We start from the raw sequence: 17,813 nt of genomic DNA, 5'->3' as shown, positions 1-17,813 counted from the left end.
CGGCGCGCGGGTGCCGGCTAGCGCCGGCGGCCCGCGACGTCTTGTGCACACGGCCTCCGGCACGCGCCGGAGGCGCGATCCTCCCGCGCGACATCGCGCCGCAGCGTGCGGCGCGACCCCACTTCCACCTCGCCTGCACACGCCTTTCGCACACCTTCGCGTGCGATGACGCGCAGCCTGCCGGCACCCTGCGCCCGATGAAGATGGTCGGCTGTCCGGCGTCAGGTTCGCGAAAACGCCCTGCGCGGCCACGTATAATGGCCGGATTCCGCGTCGCCCGCGGCCCGGCTGGGCCCATGCGGCGCTCGTTTCGCCATCTGTCCGCCCGCTCGCGACAGCCGCGAACCGAACGCGTCCGCACGAGTCCAACCGGCGCGTTTCGCGTCGCCCGACGATATCGGGCGAGTGCCCGAAACGCCCGCCGCCTTGCCGTTCAACCCTGCGCGTTTCGCACCGCACTTTCTGCCATCAGCCTGAATCGATCATGCGTCTGTCTCCCCAAGGCCTCAAGTCCCTCGCTTCCTCCATCGCCTTCGGCACCGCCGCGCGCAACGTCGCGCTCGGCGTGATGCTGCCCGTCGCGCTCGCGTCGACGATCGTCGTCGCCGAGGCGAAGCCGGCCGCCAAGGCCAAGGCCGCGCATGCTGCGCCGGCCGCCACCGAGCAGTTCACCGGCGCGCCCGCGACCTACATGCCGGGCGCGGTGCCGCCGCCGGGCGTGAATGCGCGTTCGTGGGTGCTCGTCGATGCGACCAGCAACACGGTGCTCGCGTCGGGCAATGCCGATGAACGTGTCGAGCCCGCATCGCTGACGAAGCTGATGACGGCGTACCTCGTGTTCGAGGCGCTCGACAAGAAGAAGATCTCGATGGAGCAGATCGTCACGCCGAGCGAAGCCGTGCGCCGCGTCGGCCGCGACGAGTCGCGCATGTTCATCGAGGCGAACAAGCCGGTGTCGGTGCACGATCTCGTGTACGGGATGATCATCCAGTCGGGCAACGACGCCGCGATCGCGCTGGCCGAACTCGTCGGCGGCAGCGAAGGGCAGTTCGTCAACATGATGAACGACGAGGTCAAGCGCCTCGGCATGAAGGGCACGCACTTCGCCGACGTGAACGGCATGCCCGACCCGAACCACTACACGACGGCCGGCGACCTCGCGAACCTGTCCGCCCACCTGATCCGCGATTTTCCGCAGTACTACAGCATCTTCTCGGAGAAGGAATTCAAGTACAACAACATCCGCCAGGGCAACCGCAACCGTCTGCTGTGGCTCGACCCGACGGTCGACGGCCTGAAGACGGGCCATACGCAGGCGGCCGGCTACTGCCTGATCGCGTCGGCGAAGCGCGCGATCCCGGGCGTGGACGGCCAGCGCCGCCTGGTGTCGGTGATGATGGGCGAGCAGAAGGAAGGCGAGCGCACGCAGGACAGCATGAAGATGCTGAACTACGGCTACAGCGCGTTCGATTCGGTGCGCCTGTTCAAGGGCGGCCAGGCGATCTCGACGCCGCGCATCTACAAGGGCAAGGACAACACCGTGCAGGTCGGCGTGAAGGGCGACCAGTGGGCGACCGTGCCGCGCGGCCTCGGCGACAAGGTCAAGACGGAAGTCGACGTCAACGCGCCGCTGATCGCGCCGCTCGCGGAAGGCCAGCAGGTCGGCGTCGTGAAGATCGTCGCCGACGGCAAGACGCTGTCGGAATTCCCGGTCGTCGCACTGCAGGCCGTGCCGGAAGCGGGTATCTTCGGGCGTATCTGGGACTCGATCCTGCTGATGTTCAGCAAGAAGAAGTAAGCACGACGGGCCTTTGTTTTCACGACTTCATCCCCATCTGTCATAGCTATGAGCCAAGCCGAATTCGAACCGATCGTCTACCTCAGCGTGTCGTCGCAGGAAGAAATGGTGCCGCTGTCGGAAGCCCGTGTGCCGGTGCTCGACCGTGGGTTCATCTTCGGCGACGGCGTGTATGAAGTCGTCCCCGTTTATGCGCACGACGGCGCGCACGTGCCGTTCCGGATCGAACAGCATCTGGCACGGCTCGAGCGCAGCCTGAAGAAGATCGGTATCGCCAGCCCGCACGACGACGCGGGCTGGCGTGCGCTGATCGAGCGCGTCGTCGCGGCGAATGCCGAAGGGCTCGGCGACGGCAACGCGCTCGTCTACCTGCAGGTCACGCGCGGCGTTGCGAAGCGCGGCCACGCGTTCCCGGCGAACGCGGTGCCGACGGTGTTCGCGATGACGAGCCCGCTGCGCCTGCCGTCCGCCGACGAACGCGCGCAGGGCGTGCGCTGCGTGACGGCCGAGGATCGCCGCTGGCTGCATTGCGACATCAAGTCGATCTCGCTGCTCGGCAACGTGCTGATGGCGCAGCATGCGGCCGAACGCGATGCGTTCGAGACGCTGCAGCTGCGTGACGGCAACCTGACGGAAGGTTCGTCGTCGAACGTGTGGATCGTGAAGAACGGCGAGCTGCTCGCGCCGCCGCGCAGCAACAAGATCCTCGAGGGGATCCGCTACGCGCTGATCGAGGAGCTGGCCGACGAATGCAGGATTCCGTTCGTCGCGCGCGAGATCAGCGAAGTGGAATTGCGCGCAGCCGACGAGATCATGATCACGTCGGCCACGAAGGAAGTGCTGCCCGTCACGTCGCTCGACGATCTGCCCGTGCAGGGCGGCAAGCCGGGCCCCGTGTTCGCGGCGTTGTATGACGCGTACCAGCGCGCGAAGGCGCGCGAGTTTGAACAGTTTGACCTAACCCGGAGAAAGTGATGAGCGAACCGACCAAAACCATCGAGGTGACCGGCGCGATCGATACCCGGAAGGAGTCGCTGCTGGAGTTCCCGTGCGATTTCCCGATCAAGATCATGGGCAAGGCGCACCCCGAGTTCAAGGACACGATCTTCAAGGTCGTCGCCGTTCACGACAACGAGATCGATGTCGAGAAGATCGAGGAGCGTGCGTCGAGCGGCGGCAATTACACGGGCCTCACGATCACCGTGCGGGCGACGAGCCAGGAACAGCTCGACAACATCTACCGCGCACTGACCGGCCATCCGATGGTCAAGGTCGTACTCTGAGCGAAAGCGCCTTCCATCCTCCTTCCTGCGCGCACTCGGCGGGGGTCTTCCCCGCCGCGCGCCGCGCGTCCAGCTCGTCGCACAGCCGTTTGTATTCGGCGACTTCCTGAAGCAGCCAGGTCCTGAACGCCTGCACGCGCGGCGTGTTCAGGAGCGGCGGCGGACACACGAAAAAATAGTGCCACGGGCTCGGCCCGTCGATGTCGAACAGGCGCACGATGCGCCCGTCCAGCAGGTCGTGCACCGCGAGCGAGCGGCGCACCAGCGCGATGCCCTGGCCATCGATCGCGGCCAGCAGCAGGTTCGACGAATCCTGGTACAGAATCCCCCGTTTCGGCTCGGTCAGCGTCTTGAGTCCGGCCACGTCGAACCACGGCCGCCACAGCTCGTCATCCGAGCGCAGCAGGTTGTAGTGCACGAGATCGGCGGGCGTTTGTGGCAGCTTGCCGCCGTTCAGCGTCGGCGAGCACGCCGGAAAGAACACCTCGTCGAACAGCGGCTCGACATGCAGCCCCGGATAGTTGCCGTGCCCGAAGCGGATCGCGAGATCGACGTCGTCGCGCGCGAAATCGGTGAGCGAGTTGGTCGACTGCAGTTCGACGTCGATTTCCGGATGCCGCTCGATGAACGAGCCGATGCGCGGCGTGATGAAGCGCGCGGCAAACGACGACAGCATCGACACCACGAGCCGCCGGTCGCGGTCGCTCGCGCGCACGTCGCGCGTCGCGTCGGCGATCACCATCAGCGCGGTGCGGATCTGCTGCGCGTAGCGCATGCCGGCGTCGGTCAGGCACAGCCGCTTGCCGTTGCGCGTGAACAGCTGCACGCCGAGCTCTTCCTCGAGCGCGCGTACCTGGTGGCTGACCGCGCCGTGCGTGACGTACAGCTCGTCGGCGGCGCGCGAGAAATTCTCGTGACGGGCGGCGGCTTCGAACGCGCGAATCGCGTTCAGCGCAGGCAGCTGGCGGAGGTCCATTTGCTAATTTTCCTCACATCGACGTGAAAATTGGTCGTTTTGTCGGACGCCTTGAAGTGACTACGATTGTAGCCATCGAAGCACTTTTTGGCGGAGTCGATCATGCAAGAAATTTCCTCAAGCATCACGTTCGAAATCCCGGCGGGCGAAACCGTGCCGATGAAGGTACAACGCAGCACGCGGCTGGTGGTGCAGTGCGGGCCGGTGTGGGCGACGCGTAGCAACGACGTCGACGACTACTTCCTGGTCGATGGCGAGACACTGAAGCTGCGCCGCGGCGAGCGGCTGTGGCTCAGCGCGGAAGGCCGGGAGGGCGCGTGCGTGGCGTTCTCGGTGTCGCGGCCGCCCCGGGAAGTCGCGCTCGGCGGGCTGGCACGGTTGCGCGAACGTGTGAGCGCGCTGCTCCACGACGGCTGGCGCACCGTCTGACCATCATTTCCTCCGACGGATACCGGCGATCCGTCCCCCTCCAAGGCCGGCGAGACCCACGGGTTTTCGGTAAACTACCGCCCATGTCCGTTTCGCCGGTTTCCATCGTGTCCACGCCTGTTGCCGTTTCCGCATCGCCCGCCGGGTCCCCGGATCAGCCGGCCCCGCCGGTCACCGTGCGCTGGCGGGGCGTCGAGACCTACGAGGCGAGCTTCGACGCGATGCGCGCGTTCACCGACACGCGCACGGCCGACACCGGCGACGAGATCTGGCTGGTCGAGCATCCGCCCGTCTACACGCTCGGCCAGGCCGGCGACCCGTCTCACCTGCTGGTGGCCGACAGCGGCGTGCCGCTCGTGAAGGTCGACCGCGGCGGGCAAATCACTTACCACGGCCCGGGCCAGATCGTCGCCTACCTGCTGCTGGACCTGCGCCGGCGCAAGCTGATGGTGCGCACGCTCGTGACGAAGATCGAGGAGGCCGTGATCGAAACCCTCGCGGCGTATAATCTCGCTTCGGTCCGCAAGGCGGGCGCGCCCGGGATCTACGTGGCGTCCGGCGTGCACGAGGGCGCGAAAATCGCGGCCCTCGGCCTGAAGATCCGCAACGGCTGCAGCTATCACGGGCTGAGCCTGAACGTGAAGATGGATCTGCGCCCGTTTCTTGCGATCAACCCGTGCGGCTATGCCGGACTGGAAACTGTCGACATGGCGAGCCTCGAGGTTGCCGCCGACTGGAACGACGTCGCCCACACGCTGGTGCGCCGTCTGATCGCCAACCTCGACGGCGCATCCGCGGCCGCCGACAAGCCGCAGGCACTGGAACAACATTCGAATGACTGACGTTACCGCTTCCCCCGCACCGGCCGATTCGGCCGCGACCCCTGCCTACGATCCGACCGCCAAGCAGAAGGCGCAGGCGAAGACGGCGCGCATTCCGATCAAGGTCATTCCGATCGAGAAGCTGAAGAAGCCCGAGTGGATCCGCGTGAAGGCGGCCACCGGCAGCTCGCGCTTCAACGAGATCAAGACGATCCTGCGCGAGCACAACCTGCATACGGTGTGCGAGGAAGCGAGCTGCCCGAACATCGGCGAATGTTTCGGCAAGGGCACCGCGACGTTCATGATCATGGGCGACAAGTGCACGCGCCGCTGCCCGTTCTGCGACGTCGGCCACGGCCGTCCCGATCCGCTCGACGCGGATGAACCGAAGAACCTCGCGCGCACGATCGCCGCGCTGAAGCTCAAGTACGTGGTGATCACGAGCGTCGACCGCGACGACCTGCGCGACGGCGGTGCCGCTCACTTCGTCGAATGCATCCGCGAAACGCGCGCGCAGTCGCCGGAAACGCGCATCGAGATTCTCACGCCGGACTTCCGCGGCCGTCTCGACCGCGCGATCTCGATCCTGAACGCCGCGCCGCCGGACGTGATGAACCACAACCTCGAAACGGTGCCGCGCCTGTACAAGGAAGCGCGCCCGGGTTCGGACTATGCGCACTCGTTGAAGCTCCTGAAGGACTTCAAGGCGCTGCATCCGGACGTCGCGACGAAGTCGGGCCTGATGGTCGGCCTCGGCGAGACGGAAGAGGAAATCCTGCAGGTGATGCGCGACCTGCGCGCGCACGACGTCGACATGCTGACGATCGGCCAGTACCTGCAGCCGTCCGAGCACCACCTGCCGGTGCGCGCGTACGTGCATCCGGATACGTTCAAGATGTACGAGGAAGAGGCGTACAAGATGGGCTTCACGCACGCGGCCGTCGGCGCGATGGTGCGCTCGAGCTATCACGCCGATCTGCAGGCGCATGGGGCCGGGGTGGTCTGAGCGCTCTTGCTTCGTCGTCTTCGGACGAACCCGAAAAAAGCCCGCAGCGATGCGGGCTTTTTCGTTGGTGCGGCCGCCGCCTGCGCGTTCGCACGGCAATCGCCACCCGACCGGACGCACAATCCGGTCGAGCATGGAAAGCAAAGCTCAAACGGCATCGATAGCTTCGCAGGATAAGTTCGCTTCCGCCGCGCGCAAAGCTCCTATAGTCGGCTCTCCCGCAGCATTGCCCGCATTCCGAAGGAGAGCCGCATGTCCCGTTTCAGCTTCATCCGCCGCGCCGTCGTCGCGCTGACCGCCTTTGCCGCGCTCGGTGCGGCACACGCCGAATCGCGCGAAGTCGTGATCGCGTACCAGGACATGGTGGTGCCGTGGCGCTACGCGCAGGCGAGCGGTGAAGTCGAGAAGGCGACCGGCTACAAGGTCACGTTCCGCAAGCTCGACAGCGGCGCCGACGTGATCCGCGCGCTCGCATCGGGCTCCGTGCAGCTCGGCGAAGCCGGCTCGAGCCCGATCGCGGCCGGGCTGTCGCAGGGGCTCGACATCTCGCTGTTCTGGGTGCTCGACAACATCAACGACGCCGAGGCGCTCGTCGCGCGCAACGGCTCGGGCGTCACGAACGTCGCCGCGCTGAAGGGCAAGAAGATCGGCGTGCCGTTCGTGTCGACGTCGCATTTCCATACGCTCGTCGCGCTGCAGGCCGCGGGTGTCAATCCGAACGACGTGAAGATCGTGAACCTGCGTCCGCCCGAAGTCGCGGCTGCCTGGGCACGCGGCGACATCGACGCGACCTACATCTGGGACCCGGTGCTCGCGAAGGTCAAGCAGTCGGGCACGGTGCTCACGACCTCGGGCCAGGTTGCGAAAGAAAGTGGCAAGGCGACCTTCGACGGCTTCGTCGTGAGCCGCAAGTTCGCGCGCGAGAACCCCGAGTTCGTCACGCGCTTCGTGAAGGTACTCGCGGCCGCCGATGCCGACTACCGCGCGCACGCGGCTGCTTGGAAGGTCGGCTCGCCGCAGGTCGCGGCGGTCGCGAAGGTATCGGGCGCGAACACGCAGGACGTGCCGGCCAGCCTTGCACTTTATGCATTCCCGACGCCGGCTGAGCAGGCGTCGCCGACGTGGCTCGGCGGCGGTGCGCAGTCGGGCGCCGCGAAGTCGCTCGCGGCGACGGCCACCTTCCTCAAATCGCAGGGCACGATCCAGACGGTACTCGCCGACTACTCGGTCGGCGTCGATCCGCAGTTCGTGCAGAAGGCCGCGCGCTGAGCGCGGCGACCCAGACCCATCGCGGAGCCATCGAACATGAGCACGCTGGAAGTCCGTCAGGTATCGGTCGACTATCCGGGCGAACGCGGCCGGCCGACGACGCAGGCGCTTGCGCGCGTCGACCTGCGCATCGATGCCGGTGAATTCGTCGTCGCGCTCGGCGCGTCCGGCTGCGGAAAGACGACATTGCTGAACTGCATGGCGGGCTTCGTCGCGCCGACGACCGGCGACGTGCGCGTCGATGGCGTGCCGGTCACCGGCCCCGGCGCCGATCGCGGTGTCGTGTTCCAGAAATATGCGCTGCTGCCGTGGCTCGACGTGCTCGACAACGTCGCGCTCGGGCTGCGCTTCGCACGCGTGTCGAAGGCCGAACGTGAAGCGCGGGCGCGCGAGATGCTCGCGCTCGTCGGGCTCGTCAAGCATGCGCATGCGCGCGTGTACGAGCTGTCGGGCGGGATGCAGCAGCGTGTCGGCATCGCGCGCGCACTCGCGAGCGACCCGCGCGTGCTGCTGATGGACGAGCCGATGGGCGCGCTCGACGCGATGACGCGCGGCACGATGCAGGCGCTCGTGCTCGACGTATGGGCACGCACCGGCAAGACGGTGTTCTTCATTACGCACGACGTCGAGGAGGCGCTGTTCCTCGCGACGCGTCTCGTCGTGATGACGCCCGGCCCCGGCCGGATCGCGGAAACCTTCGAACTGCCGTTCGCGCGCCGCTACGTCGAATCGCGCGATGCGCGCGCGGTGAAGTCGTCACCGGATTTCATCGCGTGGCGCGAGCGGCTGATTGAGTACCTGCATCGCGACGAGGCCGCCGAGGTGGCTGCGTGATGCACGAACTCGCGCGACAGGGCGCGTCGGTCGGGCGCGGTCGGATCAGCACTTTGCACAGGCAGGACAGCATGAGCACGCAGGATTCTTGGGCGGCCGATCGCACGGCTGCTGGTTTCGAGCAGGGCGAGCGCACGCGGGCTCACGTGGCAGCGCGTCGTGCGCCATCGTCGCGTCGCTACCGGTTGCCGGGGCAGGGGAAGACGGCCGGGTTGAGCGCGGCGACCGTCGCGACGCTGGCCGTGCTGTGGTGGGTCGCCACCTATCGCCAGTGGCTGCCGCCGCTGTTCCTGCCAGCTCCGGAAGCCGTGTGGACGGCGTTCGTCGACGCGTGGCACGGCCGCATCCAGGGCGGCCTGCCGTTGTCCGAGCACCTGCTGTGGAGCGCGGCGCGCGTGTTCGGCGCGTTCCTGCTCGCGACCGCGATCGGCGTGCCGGCCGGCATCCTGATGGGCGTGAATCGCATCGCACGCGGCGTGCTCGATCCGCTGCTGGAGTTCTACCGGCCGCTGCCGCCGCTCGCGTACCTGCCGCTCGTCGTGATCTGGTTCGGCATCGACGAAACGGCGAAGCTCGTCGTGATCTTTCTCGCGTGCTTCGCGCCGATCGCGATGGCCGCCCGCGCCGGTGTGCGCGCGGCAACGGTCGAGCAGATCAACGCCGCGTATTCGCTCGGCGGCAGCTTCGCGCAGATCGTGCGCCACGTAGTGTTGCCGGCCGCGCTGCCGGAGATCCTCACCGGGCTGCGGATCGCGATCGGCTTCGGCTGGACGACGCTCGTCGCGGCCGAGATGGTCGCCGCGACGGCCGGGCTCGGGCAGATGGTGCTCAACGCATCGAGCTTCCTGCGCACGGACATCGTCGTGATGGGCATCCTGATCATCGGCGCGATCGCGTGGCTGTTCGACCTCGCGATGCGATGGGTCGAGCGGCGGATCGTGCCGTGGAAGGGGCGAGGGTGAGCGAGGTTCGTTGCGGCGTGCTGCGACGGGCGGCGCCGTCGCATCAGCTCGCGGTGCCGCGCCGGTAGAGGCTGAGCGCAACCGCCAGCCCGGCCAGCATGCCGGCGCAGCCGCGATTGAGCCATTTCAGCGCGCTGCCGGACATGACCTTCATCGCATGATGGCCGCCTGCCGCATAGACCGCCATCAACAGGACGTCGATCGCGGCCGTCAGGACGGCCAGCGTCGCGTACTGGGCAGCGACGTTCGATTGCGGCTGGATGAACTGCGGCAGGAACGCCGAGAAGAACAGCAAGCCCTTCGGATTGGACAGCGCGACGAGCAGCGAGCGCTTGAACGCGGAGCGGCCGTCGCGCGCGCCGTCGGCCTGCACGGCGCTGGCCGGTGGAACGGACGCGGGGGCGTGCCAGAGCGCCCAGGCGAGGTACAGCAGGTACGCGGCGCCCGCCCACTTCAGCATGACGAACAGGTGTTCCGACGCCTGCATGAGCGCGCCGAGCCCGCATCCGACCGCGCCGATCAGGATCAGGTCGGACAGCGCGGCGCCGGCGATGCCGTAGGCCGCGATGCGCATGCCGCGCGTGGCGCCGTTGTTCAGCGCCAGCAACATCGTCGGGCCGGGTGTGATGGTGACGGCGGATACGGTGATGACATACAGCACGAGTGTCGTCGAATTCATGTCGTGGCTCGCCGGGGCAGGGCTTGTCAGTTTATGCGAAATCGCGGCGCCGGCCACCGGCGTCAATCCCCCATCGCGATCCCTTCGCGCCGCGGATCGGCCCCGCCGAACCACACCGTCTGGCCCTGCACGTTCAGCCGCTGGATGCCCTGCAGCCCCGAGTTCATCTCGACGACCCGCACGTCGTGCCCGCGGCCCTTCAGCCCGTCGGCGAGCGCGTCCGACACGCGGCCGCGTTCGAGTTGCGTCGGCCCGTTCATCGACCCGAAGTTCGGCAGCGCGATCGCCTGCTGCATCGTCATCCCCCAGTCGAGCACGCCGACCAGCGTCTTCGCGACGTGATTGATGATCGCGGGGCCGCCGGCCGAGCCGACGATCATCGTTACCTGCTTCGTCTTCTTGTCGAACACGAGTTCCGGCGACATCGCCGAGCGCGGCCGCTTGCCGGGCTGCACGCGGTTCGCGACCGGCCGGCCGTTGTCGTTCGACACGAACGAGAAATCGGTGAGCTGGTTGTTCAGCATGAAGCCGCGCACCATCAGCCGCGAGCCGAACGCGTCCTCGATGCTCGTCGTCATCGACAGCGCCTGGCCGTAGCGGTCGACGATCGCGATGTCGGACGTCGACGGCAGCTCGGGGCTGCGGTCGTCGGCCATCGCGAGCGTCGCACCCTGCGGCGTGCCGGCCTGCGCGACGCCCATGCTGCTGTCGCCGATCAGGTGCGCGCGCTGCGCGAGATAGGTCTTGTCGGTGAGGCTCGCCCAGCTGCCGCCCGGCAGCGGCACGAAATCGGGATCGGCGACATAGCGCGCGCGGTCCGCATACGCGAGCCGCCCGGCTTCGCTGAACAGGTGCGCGGCGAACGGCGTCGGCTCGTAGCCGACGTCGTTGCGCACCGGCTTCTGCGCGCCGATCTGCTGCCAGTCCGGCATCGCTTCGAGGATGCCGAGCATCTGCGCGATCGCGAGGCCGCCCGACGACGGGGGCGGCATCCCGCAGACGACCGAGCGCCGGTAATCGGCGCACAGCGGCGCGCGCACCTTCGCCTTGTAGCGCGCGAGATCCTGCAGCGACAGCAGGCCCGGGTTGGTCGGGTGCTTGCGCACCTTCGTGACGATGTCGCGCGCGATCGCGCCGCTGTAGAACGCGTTTGCGCCACGGTCGGCGACTTGCCGCAGCACGGTCGCGAGCGCGGGGTTCTTCAGCACCGTGCCGGCCGCCTTCGGCGTGCCGTCGTTGTTGTAGAAGTACGCACGCGCGGCCGGGTCGTTCTTCAGGTACCTGTCGTTGGCGATCAGCGTCGCGAGCCGCGGGCTGATCGTGAAGCCGTGCTCGGCGAGCCGGATCGCCGGCTGGAACAACCGGCGCCACGGCAGCTTGCCGTGCGCGCGGTGCGCGGCGTCGAGCATGCGCAGCACGCCCGGCGTGCCGACCGAGCGCCCGCCGACGACACCTTCGTAGAAGCTCATCGGCTGGCCGGTCGGCCCGTAGAAGAGGCGGTCGGTCGCGGCGGCCGGCGCGGTCTCGCGGCCGTCGTAGGCCTGCGTCGCACGGCCGTCGAAGTACAGCAGGAACGCGCCGCCGCCGATCCCCGACGATTGCGGCTCGACGAGCGCGAGCACCATCTGCGTGGCGATCGCCGCGTCGATCGCGGTGCCGCCCGCCTTCAGCATGTCGTAGCCGGCCTGCGTCGCGAGCGGATTCGCGGCCGCGATCATGAAGTGCTGCGAGGTCCAGCCCGGCTTGTCGGTCCAGCCGGACGACAGCTCGGGCGCATGGACGCCGGGCAGCGGCACGGCGGCGCCCGATGCGGCGGCGACGGGCACCACGGCGGCCGACGGCGGCGTGGACGGGGACGTGCAGCCGGCGTTGAACGCGACGAGCGCGACAGCGGCGAGCAGCGTCCAGGAGCGCGAATGCGGACGAATCCGGTCGAACATTGAACCCTCGGCAGCAGTGAATTCGAAGGAGGCGACGGTGCCGGCGCAACGCGGCTGCCCGCCCCGGCGCGCTATTGTCGCCGCGCGGCCGGCGGATTGTCACCCGACAGGAAACCCTGACGCATCGCGCCGGGCCCGCCCCGGCCGGTCTTCCCGGCCTGTTCGAGGATGAACTCTATGAACGTCGACGTCGCGCGCGTGTGATGCCGGTTCGGCATGTAGAGCATGTACATGTGCGTGCCGAAGATGCTGAGCCGGTATGCGTCGAGCGACGTGACGACCGTGCCGCGCCGGATGTCGTCGTGCACCACGTAGTCGGGCACGATGCCGACGCCGATCCCGCCGAGGATCGCCTGCCGCAGGAACAGGAAGTTCTCCGAAATCAGCGTGGGCTCGAGCAGCACCTCGTGGCGCTCGTCGCCGAGATACGCGGCGATCCTGAGCTGCCGGCCCACCACCGTCGCGGTGACGACGGGGGAGGCGGACAACGCGCCGAGGCTCGCCGGCATCCCGTGTTCGGCCGCGAATGCGGCTGACGCGCACGCGACGTAGCGCACCGCGCCCATGTCGCGCGCGACGAGGTTCTGCGGCGGCTCCGGCATCACGCGCACCGCGATGTCGATCTCGTCGCGCATCAGGTCTTCCACGCGGTTCTCGAACACGACGTCGAGCACGATGCCCGGATGCAGCCGCTTGAACGCGAGCAGCCATTCGGACATCACCATCTGCCCGTAGCCGCTCGGCACCGACAGCCGCACGCGGCCCTGCAGGTCCTGGCCGAGCGTCGTCACCGATTCCTGCGCGGCGAGCAGTTCGTTGCGGATGCGCCGGCCATGCTCGTACAGCTTCAGCCCGATTTCGGTCGGCTCGATGCGCCGCGTCGTGCGCCGCACGAGCTGCTGGCCGATCGAGCGCTCGAGCTGGTTCAGCCGGTAGCTGACGTTCGCGCGGCTCATCTTGAGCCGCTGCGCGGCCTTGCTGAGATTGCCGGCGTCGAGGATCTCGACGAGCAGCGTCAGCGCGTTCAGGTCCATGCGTCGCGTCTCCTGATCCGTCCCGTTTAACGGTCGGAAGCATTCAGTGTCAAGTCAGACTTGACAGCTTGTAAAAGCGGGAGGGAATTGTCAATGAATCTCGATCAATCGAGAATCGGGTCATGCCCGGCATCCGGCCGGATCTTGTCCCGCTTCGTGCGGGACCGGGGCAGGCGCCCCGGCGCCGCTCGCGTGGCCGCGAGCCACGAACCGGCGTCGACGCACCTGCCGCCGCGTCAAGGAGACACGATGAATTCACCCGCTTCCCCCACCAGCCAGGCCGGCACCGTCACGCGCGAGCGGCGCGACAAGGTGCTCGTCGTCACGATCGACCACGCGCCCGTCAATGCGCTGTCCGCCGACGTGCGGCGCGGCCTCGCCGACGCGCTCGACGCCGCGCAGGCCGACGACGCGATCCGTGCGGTGCTGATCGTCGGCGCCGGCCGCAACTTCATCGCGGGTGCCGATATCCGCGAATTCGGCAAGCCGATCGTGCCGCCGTCGCTGCCCGACGTGTGCGAGCGGATCGAATCGGGCACGAAGCCGGTCGTGGTCGCGCTGCACGGCGCGACGCTCGGCGGCGGGCTCGAAGTCGCGCTCGCCGCGCATTACCGGCTCGCGGTACCCGGCTCGAAGCTCGGGCTGCCCGAGGTCACGCTCGGCCTGTTGCCCGGCGCGGGCGGCACGCAGCGCGCGCCGCGCCTGATCGGGGCGAAGGCCGCGCTCGACCTGATGCTGACGGGCCGCCATGTGAGCGCGGACGAAGCGCTCGCGCTCGGCCTCGTCGACCGCGTCGCGCACAGCGACGACACGCTCGCCGAAGGCCTCGCTTACGCGCAGGAACTCGTGTCGCTCGGCGCACCGGTGCGCCGCACGCGCGATGCACAGGGGCTGGCCGACCGTGCGGCCGCGCAGGCCGCGATCGACGCGGCGCGTGCGGAGCTGCCGAAGAAGTCGCGCGGCCTCTTCTCGCCCGCGAAGATCGTCGAAGCGGTCGAGGCCACGCTCACGCTGTCGTTCGACGCGGGGATGAAACTCGAACGCAGCCTGTTCCTGCAGTGCATCGACAGCCCGCAACGCGCGGGCCTCGTGCACGCATTCTTCGCGGAGCGCGAAGCGGCGAAGGCGCCCGAGGCGCGGCGCGCGAGCGCGCGGCCGGTCGAGCGGATCGGCGTGGTCGGCGGCGGCACGATGGGCGCGGGCATCGCGGTCGCGGCGCTCGACGCCGGGCTGCCGGTGACGATGATCGAACGCGACGAGGCATCGCTCGCGCGCGGCCGCGCGCACGTCGAGAAGGTGTACGACGGTCTCGTCGCGAAAGGGCGGATGACGCCGGCCGCGCACGCCGCGCGGCTCGCGCGCTTCAAGGGCAGCACGTCGTACGACGCGCTCGCGCAGGCCGACGTCGTGATCGAGGCCGTGTTCGAGGACATGGCCGTGAAGAAAGCCGTGTTCGCCGAACTCGCACGCGCGTGCAAGCCGGGCGCGGTGCTCGCGACCAACACGTCGTATCTCGACATCGACGAACTGGCCGCGAGCATCGACCGGCCGGCCGACGTGATCGGCCTGCATTTCTTCTCGCCGGCCAACGTGATGAAGCTGCTCGAGATCGTCGTGCCGGCGCGCGTGAGCGCGGATGTCGTCGCGACCGCGTTCGCGCTCGCGAAGCAGTTGAAGAAGACGCCGGTGCGAGCGGGCGTGTGCGACGGCTTCATCGGCAACCGGATCCTCGCCGTCTATCGCACGGCGGCCGACTACCTGATGGAAGACGGCGCGTCGCCGTACCAGATCGATCGCGCGGTGCGCGAATTCGGCTTCCCGATGGGGCCGTTCCAGGTCGTCGACCTCGCGGGCGGCGACATCGGCTGGGCGACCCGCAAGCGCCGCGCGGCGACGCGCGACCCGCGGGCACGCTACGTGGAGATTTCCGACCGGCTGTGCGAGCGCGGCTGGTTCGGACAGAAGACTTCACGCGGCTATTACCTGTATCCGGAGGGGGCGCGCGTCGGTACGCCCGACCCGGAAGTCGATGCGATCGTCGCCGAAGAACGCGCGAAGAAGAGCGTCACGCCGCGCACGTTCACCGACGACGAAATCATGCGCCGCTACCTTGCCGCGATGATCAACGAAGGCGCGAACGTCGTGCACGAGAAGATCGCGCTGCGTCCGCTCGATGTCGACGCGGTGTTCCTCTACGGCTACGGCTTCCCGCGCTATCGCGGCGGCCCGATGCACTACGCGGACACGCTCGGCCTCGCGAACGTGCTCGCCGATATCCGCGCGTTCGCGAAGGAGGATCCGCTGTTCTGGAAGCCGTCGCCGCTGCTCGTCGATCTCGTCGCGCGCGGCGCGGATTTCGCGAGCCTGAACCGCATCGACTGAACGCCAAACGCACTCGCCACGGAACTAAGATGGATCTCAATTTCACTCCCGAAGAGGAAGCCTTCCGCACGGAAGTGCAGCGCTTCCTGCAAGCCGAACTGCCCGAGCGCATCGCGCGCAAGGTGAAGGGCGGCCTGCATCTCACGCGCGACGACATGCGCGAATGGCACGCGACACTCAACGCGCGCGGCTGGCTCGCGAGCCACTGGCCGCGCGAATACGGCGGCCCCGGCTGGAGCGTCGCGCAGAAGTTCCTGTTCGACAACGAGTGTGCACTCGCCGGTGCGCCGCGCATCGTGCCGTTCGGCGTGAACATGCTCGGGCCCGTGCTGATCAAGTACGGCAACGAAGCGCAGCAGCGCCACTGGCTGCCGCGCATCCTCGACGGCACCGACTGGTGGTGCCAGGGTTACTCGGAGCCGGGCGCCGGCTCCGATCTCGCGGCGGTGAAGACGAACGCGGTGCGCGGAATCGACGCGCGGGGCGAGCACTACATCGTCAACGGCCAGAAGACGTGGACCACGCTCGGCCACTACGCGAACATGATCTTCTGCCTCGTGCGCACCGCGACCGACGTGCGCAAGCAGGAAGGCATCAGCTTCCTGCTGATCGACATGAACACGCCGGGCGTCGAGGTGCGCCCGATCATCACGCTCGACGGCGAGCACGAAGTGAACGAGGTGTTCTTCACCGACGTGCGCGTGCCGGCGGAAAACCTCGTCGGCGAGGAGAACCGCGGCTGGACCTACGCGAAATACCTGCTCACGTACGAGCGCACCAACATCGCCGGGATCGGCTTCTCGACGGCCGCGCTCGACCGGCTGCGCGCGGTTGCCGCGAAGGTGACCAAGAACGGCCGGCCGCTCGCGGACGATCCGTTCTTCGCGGCGCGCGTCGCACGTGTCGAGATCGAACTCGAGAACATGCGCACGACCAACCTGCGCGTGCTGGCCGCGGTCGCGGGCGGCGGCGCACCGGGCGCAGAAAGCTCGATGCTGAAGATCCGCGGCACGCAGATCCGCCAGGAGATCACGGCGCTGATGCGGCGTGCGATGGGGCCGTATGCGCAGCCGTTCGTCGACGAGGCGCTCGATGCCGATTACGACGGCGAGCCGGTCGGCCCGGACGAAGCCGCGAGCGCTGCGCAGCAGTATTTCAACAACCGGAAGCTGTCGATCTTCGGCGGCTCGAACGAGATCCAGAAGAACATCATCGCGAAGATGATGCTCGGGCTGTAACGAGGAGCGCGACGATGGATTTCCAGCACACAGAAGACCGCCGGATGCTGGCGGACACGTTGAACCGCTTCATCGCCGAACAGTACGCGTTCCCGGTGCGCGATCGCATCGCGCAGTCGGCCGAAGGCTTCGATCGCGCGATGTGGCAGCGCTTTGCCGAACTCGGCACGGTCGGCGCGCTGTTCGCGGAAGCCGACGGCGGTTTCGGCGGCGCGGGCTTTGACATCGCGGTGGTGTTCGAATGCCTCGGGCGCGGGCTCGTCGTCGAGCCGTTCCTCGGCGCGCTGCTCGCGGGCCGCGCGTTGTCGCTCGCCGGCGGCGCCGCGCATCGCGACAGGCTCGCGGCGCTGATCGACGGCAGCGTGAGCGCCGCGTTCGCGCACGACGAGCCGGGCTCGCACTACGAACTGACGACCGTACGCACGCGTGCCGAACGCTCGGGCGACGGCTGGGTGCTGACGGGCGCGAAGGGCGTCGTCGACCAGGCCGCGCAGGCGGCGTTCTTCGTCGTCAGCGCGCGTACGGCCGGGAACGACGACGATGCGGCCGGCATCGGCCTGTTCGTCGTGCCGGCCGACGCGCCGGGCGTGTCGCTGCGCGACTACCGGAAGATCGACGGCGGCCGCGCGGCTGAAGTGCGCTTCGAACGCGTCGTGTTGCCGGCCGATGCGGCGCTCGGCGCGCACGACGGAGAAGCGGGCGCCGAGTTGCTCGAACGCGTGCTCGGCTACGGTCTGCTTGCGCTGTCGGCCGAAGCGCTCGGCGCGATGGATGTCGCGAAGGAGCACACGCTCGAGTACCTGCGCACGCGCAAGCAGTTCGGGCTGCCGATTGGCAGCTTCCAGGCGCTGCAGCACCGGATGGCCGACCTGCTGCTCGAAGTCGAGCAGGCGCGCTCCGCCGTGATCAACGCGGCCGCGCAGCTCGATGCGCCGCGCGTGGTGCGCGAACGCGCGCTGGCGGCGGCGAAATACAGCATCGGCCGGATCGGCACGCTCGTCGCCGAGGAGAGCATCCAGTTGCACGGAGGCATCGGGATGACGTGGGAGCTGCCGCTGTCGCACTACGCGAAGCGTCTCGTGATGATCGATCATCAGCTCGGCGACGAGGATCACCATCTCGCGCGCTACATCGCGCTGTCGAAACAGTAAAAGCGCACAGC

At 68.2% G+C, this 17,813-nt stretch carries 16 protein-coding genes; 12 read left to right on the top strand and 4 right to left on the bottom strand.

The genetic code is table 11. From position 1 onward, the window contains the following. Positions 1 to 484 precede the first annotated feature (484 nt). Genes ACPTTF_RS15685 through ACPTTF_RS15675 form a run of 3 tightly spaced genes read left to right on the top strand, consistent with a single transcriptional unit; the run spans position 485 to position 3,081 of the window. Positions 485 to 1,798, top strand: a complete 1,314-nt coding sequence (locus ACPTTF_RS15685; protein ID WP_423371664.1) for a D-alanyl-D-alanine carboxypeptidase family protein — start codon at positions 485 to 487, stop codon at positions 1,796 to 1,798. A gap of 48 nt (positions 1,799 to 1,846) precedes the next feature. Next, positions 1,847 to 2,773: a D-amino acid aminotransferase gene (locus ACPTTF_RS15680; protein ID WP_423371663.1), complete on the top strand. Its 927-nt coding sequence runs from the start codon at positions 1,847 to 1,849 to the stop codon at positions 2,771 to 2,773. Further along, a complete protein-coding gene (locus ACPTTF_RS15675) occupies positions 2,773 to 3,081 on the top strand; it encodes an HP0495 family protein (protein WP_011353335.1) in 309 nt (102 codons plus the stop codon). Before ACPTTF_RS15680 ends, ACPTTF_RS15675 begins: the two co-directional genes overlap by 1 nt. Here ACPTTF_RS15675 and ACPTTF_RS15670 read toward each other — a convergent pair. Further along, the gene (locus tag ACPTTF_RS15670; protein WP_166965175.1) at positions 3,065 to 4,057 is read right to left on the bottom strand and encodes a transcriptional regulator GcvA; all 993 of its coding nucleotides are present in this window, start codon (positions 4,055 to 4,057) and stop codon (positions 3,065 to 3,067) included. The two genes, ACPTTF_RS15675 and ACPTTF_RS15670, sit on opposite strands and share 17 nt — an antisense overlap. 102 nt (positions 4,058 to 4,159) lie before the next feature. Here ACPTTF_RS15670 and ACPTTF_RS15665 point away from each other — a divergent pair, with 102 nt between their 5' ends. From ACPTTF_RS15665 to ACPTTF_RS15640, 6 genes are all read left to right on the top strand, one after another. Further along, positions 4,160 to 4,486 carry a DUF2917 domain-containing protein gene (locus ACPTTF_RS15665; RefSeq protein ID WP_166965174.1) on the top strand — a complete coding sequence of 109 codons (327 nt, stop codon included), beginning with the start codon at positions 4,160 to 4,162 and terminating at the stop codon, positions 4,484 to 4,486. An 83-nt stretch (positions 4,487 to 4,569) separates the two neighbouring features. Then, positions 4,570 to 5,328: a lipoyl(octanoyl) transferase LipB gene (gene lipB, locus ACPTTF_RS15660; RefSeq protein WP_166965229.1), complete on the top strand. Its 759-nt coding sequence runs from the start codon at positions 4,570 to 4,572 to the stop codon at positions 5,326 to 5,328. Beyond that, positions 5,321 to 6,313, top strand: coding sequence for a lipoyl synthase (gene lipA, locus ACPTTF_RS15655; protein ID WP_423371662.1), 993 nt, complete (start codon positions 5,321 to 5,323; stop codon positions 6,311 to 6,313). The genes lipB and lipA overlap by 8 nt, the downstream gene beginning before the upstream one ends. A gap of 252 nt (positions 6,314 to 6,565) precedes the next feature. Then, the gene (gene tauA, locus ACPTTF_RS15650; RefSeq protein ID WP_423371661.1) at positions 6,566 to 7,582 is read left to right on the top strand and encodes a taurine ABC transporter substrate-binding protein; all 1,017 of its coding nucleotides are present in this window, start codon (positions 6,566 to 6,568) and stop codon (positions 7,580 to 7,582) included. A gap of 36 nt (positions 7,583 to 7,618) precedes the next feature. Then, positions 7,619 to 8,416: a taurine ABC transporter ATP-binding protein gene (locus ACPTTF_RS15645; protein WP_423371660.1), complete on the top strand. Its 798-nt coding sequence runs from the start codon at positions 7,619 to 7,621 to the stop codon at positions 8,414 to 8,416. Beyond that, complete coding sequence (locus ACPTTF_RS15640) at positions 8,416 to 9,378, top strand: ABC transporter permease subunit (protein ID WP_423371897.1); 963 nt, start codon at positions 8,416 to 8,418, stop codon at positions 9,376 to 9,378. Before ACPTTF_RS15645 ends, ACPTTF_RS15640 begins: the two co-directional genes overlap by 1 nt. A gap of 43 nt (positions 9,379 to 9,421) precedes the next feature. Here ACPTTF_RS15640 and ACPTTF_RS15635 read toward each other — a convergent pair whose 3' ends face one another. From ACPTTF_RS15635 to ACPTTF_RS15625, 3 genes are all read right to left on the bottom strand, one after another. Further along, positions 9,422 to 10,057 (bottom strand): LysE family translocator, encoded by a 636-nt coding sequence (locus ACPTTF_RS15635; protein WP_423371659.1) that lies wholly within the window; start codon positions 10,055 to 10,057, stop codon positions 9,422 to 9,424. Between the two features lie 62 nt (positions 10,058 to 10,119). Continuing rightward, positions 10,120 to 11,997, bottom strand: coding sequence for a gamma-glutamyltransferase (gene ggt, locus ACPTTF_RS15630; RefSeq protein ID WP_423371658.1), 1,878 nt, complete (start codon positions 11,995 to 11,997; stop codon positions 10,120 to 10,122). Between the two features lie 71 nt (positions 11,998 to 12,068). Next, on the bottom strand, positions 12,069 to 13,031 hold the full coding sequence (locus ACPTTF_RS15625; protein WP_423371657.1) for a LysR family transcriptional regulator: 963 nt from the start codon (positions 13,029 to 13,031) through the stop codon (positions 12,069 to 12,071). A gap of 249 nt (positions 13,032 to 13,280) precedes the next feature. Between ACPTTF_RS15625 and ACPTTF_RS15620 the strand changes: the two genes are divergently transcribed. Genes ACPTTF_RS15620 through ACPTTF_RS15610 form a run of 3 tightly spaced genes read left to right on the top strand, consistent with a single transcriptional unit; the run spans position 13,281 to position 17,802 of the window. Continuing rightward, positions 13,281 to 15,413, top strand: coding sequence for a 3-hydroxyacyl-CoA dehydrogenase NAD-binding domain-containing protein (locus ACPTTF_RS15620; RefSeq protein ID WP_423371656.1), 2,133 nt, complete (start codon positions 13,281 to 13,283; stop codon positions 15,411 to 15,413). A gap of 29 nt (positions 15,414 to 15,442) precedes the next feature. Next, positions 15,443 to 16,651: an acyl-CoA dehydrogenase family protein gene (locus tag ACPTTF_RS15615; RefSeq protein ID WP_423371655.1), complete on the top strand. Its 1,209-nt coding sequence runs from the start codon at positions 15,443 to 15,445 to the stop codon at positions 16,649 to 16,651. Positions 16,652 to 16,665: 14 nt separating this feature from the next. Further along, positions 16,666 to 17,802 carry an acyl-CoA dehydrogenase family protein gene (locus ACPTTF_RS15610; protein WP_423371654.1) on the top strand — a complete coding sequence of 379 codons (1,137 nt, stop codon included), beginning with the start codon at positions 16,666 to 16,668 and terminating at the stop codon, positions 17,800 to 17,802. The last annotated feature ends 11 nt before the right edge of the window (positions 17,803 to 17,813 follow it).

The organism is Burkholderia crassaminum (genome assembly GCF_964265005.1).
Taxonomy (GTDB): domain Bacteria; phylum Pseudomonadota; class Gammaproteobacteria; order Burkholderiales; family Burkholderiaceae; genus Burkholderia.
This window is presented reverse-complemented; position numbering and strand designations above follow the sequence as displayed.

Excerpts from the sequence above, each read along its gene's own strand:
- ACPTTF_RS15685 (WP_423371664.1), top strand. The coding sequence starts at position 485 with ATGCGTCTGTCTCCCCAAGGCCTCAAGTCCCTCGCTTCCTCCATCGCC.
- ACPTTF_RS15680 (WP_423371663.1), top strand. The coding sequence starts at position 1,847 with ATGAGCCAAGCCGAATTCGAACCGATCGTCTACCTCAGCGTGTCGTCG.
- ACPTTF_RS15675 (WP_011353335.1), top strand. The coding sequence starts at position 2,773 with ATGAGCGAACCGACCAAAACCATCGAGGTGACCGGCGCGATCGATACC.
- ACPTTF_RS15670 (WP_166965175.1), bottom strand. The coding sequence starts at position 4,057 with ATGGACCTCCGCCAGCTGCCTGCGCTGAACGCGATTCGCGCGTTCGAA.
- ACPTTF_RS15665 (WP_166965174.1), top strand. The coding sequence starts at position 4,160 with ATGCAAGAAATTTCCTCAAGCATCACGTTCGAAATCCCGGCGGGCGAA.
- lipB (WP_166965229.1), top strand. The coding sequence starts at position 4,570 with ATGTCCGTTTCGCCGGTTTCCATCGTGTCCACGCCTGTTGCCGTTTCC.
- lipA (WP_423371662.1), top strand. The coding sequence starts at position 5,321 with ATGACTGACGTTACCGCTTCCCCCGCACCGGCCGATTCGGCCGCGACC.
- tauA (WP_423371661.1), top strand. The coding sequence starts at position 6,566 with ATGTCCCGTTTCAGCTTCATCCGCCGCGCCGTCGTCGCGCTGACCGCC.
- ACPTTF_RS15645 (WP_423371660.1), top strand. The coding sequence starts at position 7,619 with ATGAGCACGCTGGAAGTCCGTCAGGTATCGGTCGACTATCCGGGCGAA.
- ACPTTF_RS15640 (WP_423371897.1), top strand. The coding sequence starts at position 8,416 with ATGCACGAACTCGCGCGACAGGGCGCGTCGGTCGGGCGCGGTCGGATC.
- ACPTTF_RS15635 (WP_423371659.1), bottom strand. The coding sequence starts at position 10,057 with ATGAATTCGACGACACTCGTGCTGTATGTCATCACCGTATCCGCCGTC.
- ggt (WP_423371658.1), bottom strand. The coding sequence starts at position 11,997 with ATGTTCGACCGGATTCGTCCGCATTCGCGCTCCTGGACGCTGCTCGCC.
- ACPTTF_RS15625 (WP_423371657.1), bottom strand. The coding sequence starts at position 13,031 with ATGGACCTGAACGCGCTGACGCTGCTCGTCGAGATCCTCGACGCCGGC.
- ACPTTF_RS15620 (WP_423371656.1), top strand. The coding sequence starts at position 13,281 with ATGAATTCACCCGCTTCCCCCACCAGCCAGGCCGGCACCGTCACGCGC.
- ACPTTF_RS15615 (WP_423371655.1), top strand. The coding sequence starts at position 15,443 with ATGGATCTCAATTTCACTCCCGAAGAGGAAGCCTTCCGCACGGAAGTG.
- ACPTTF_RS15610 (WP_423371654.1), top strand. The coding sequence starts at position 16,666 with ATGGATTTCCAGCACACAGAAGACCGCCGGATGCTGGCGGACACGTTG.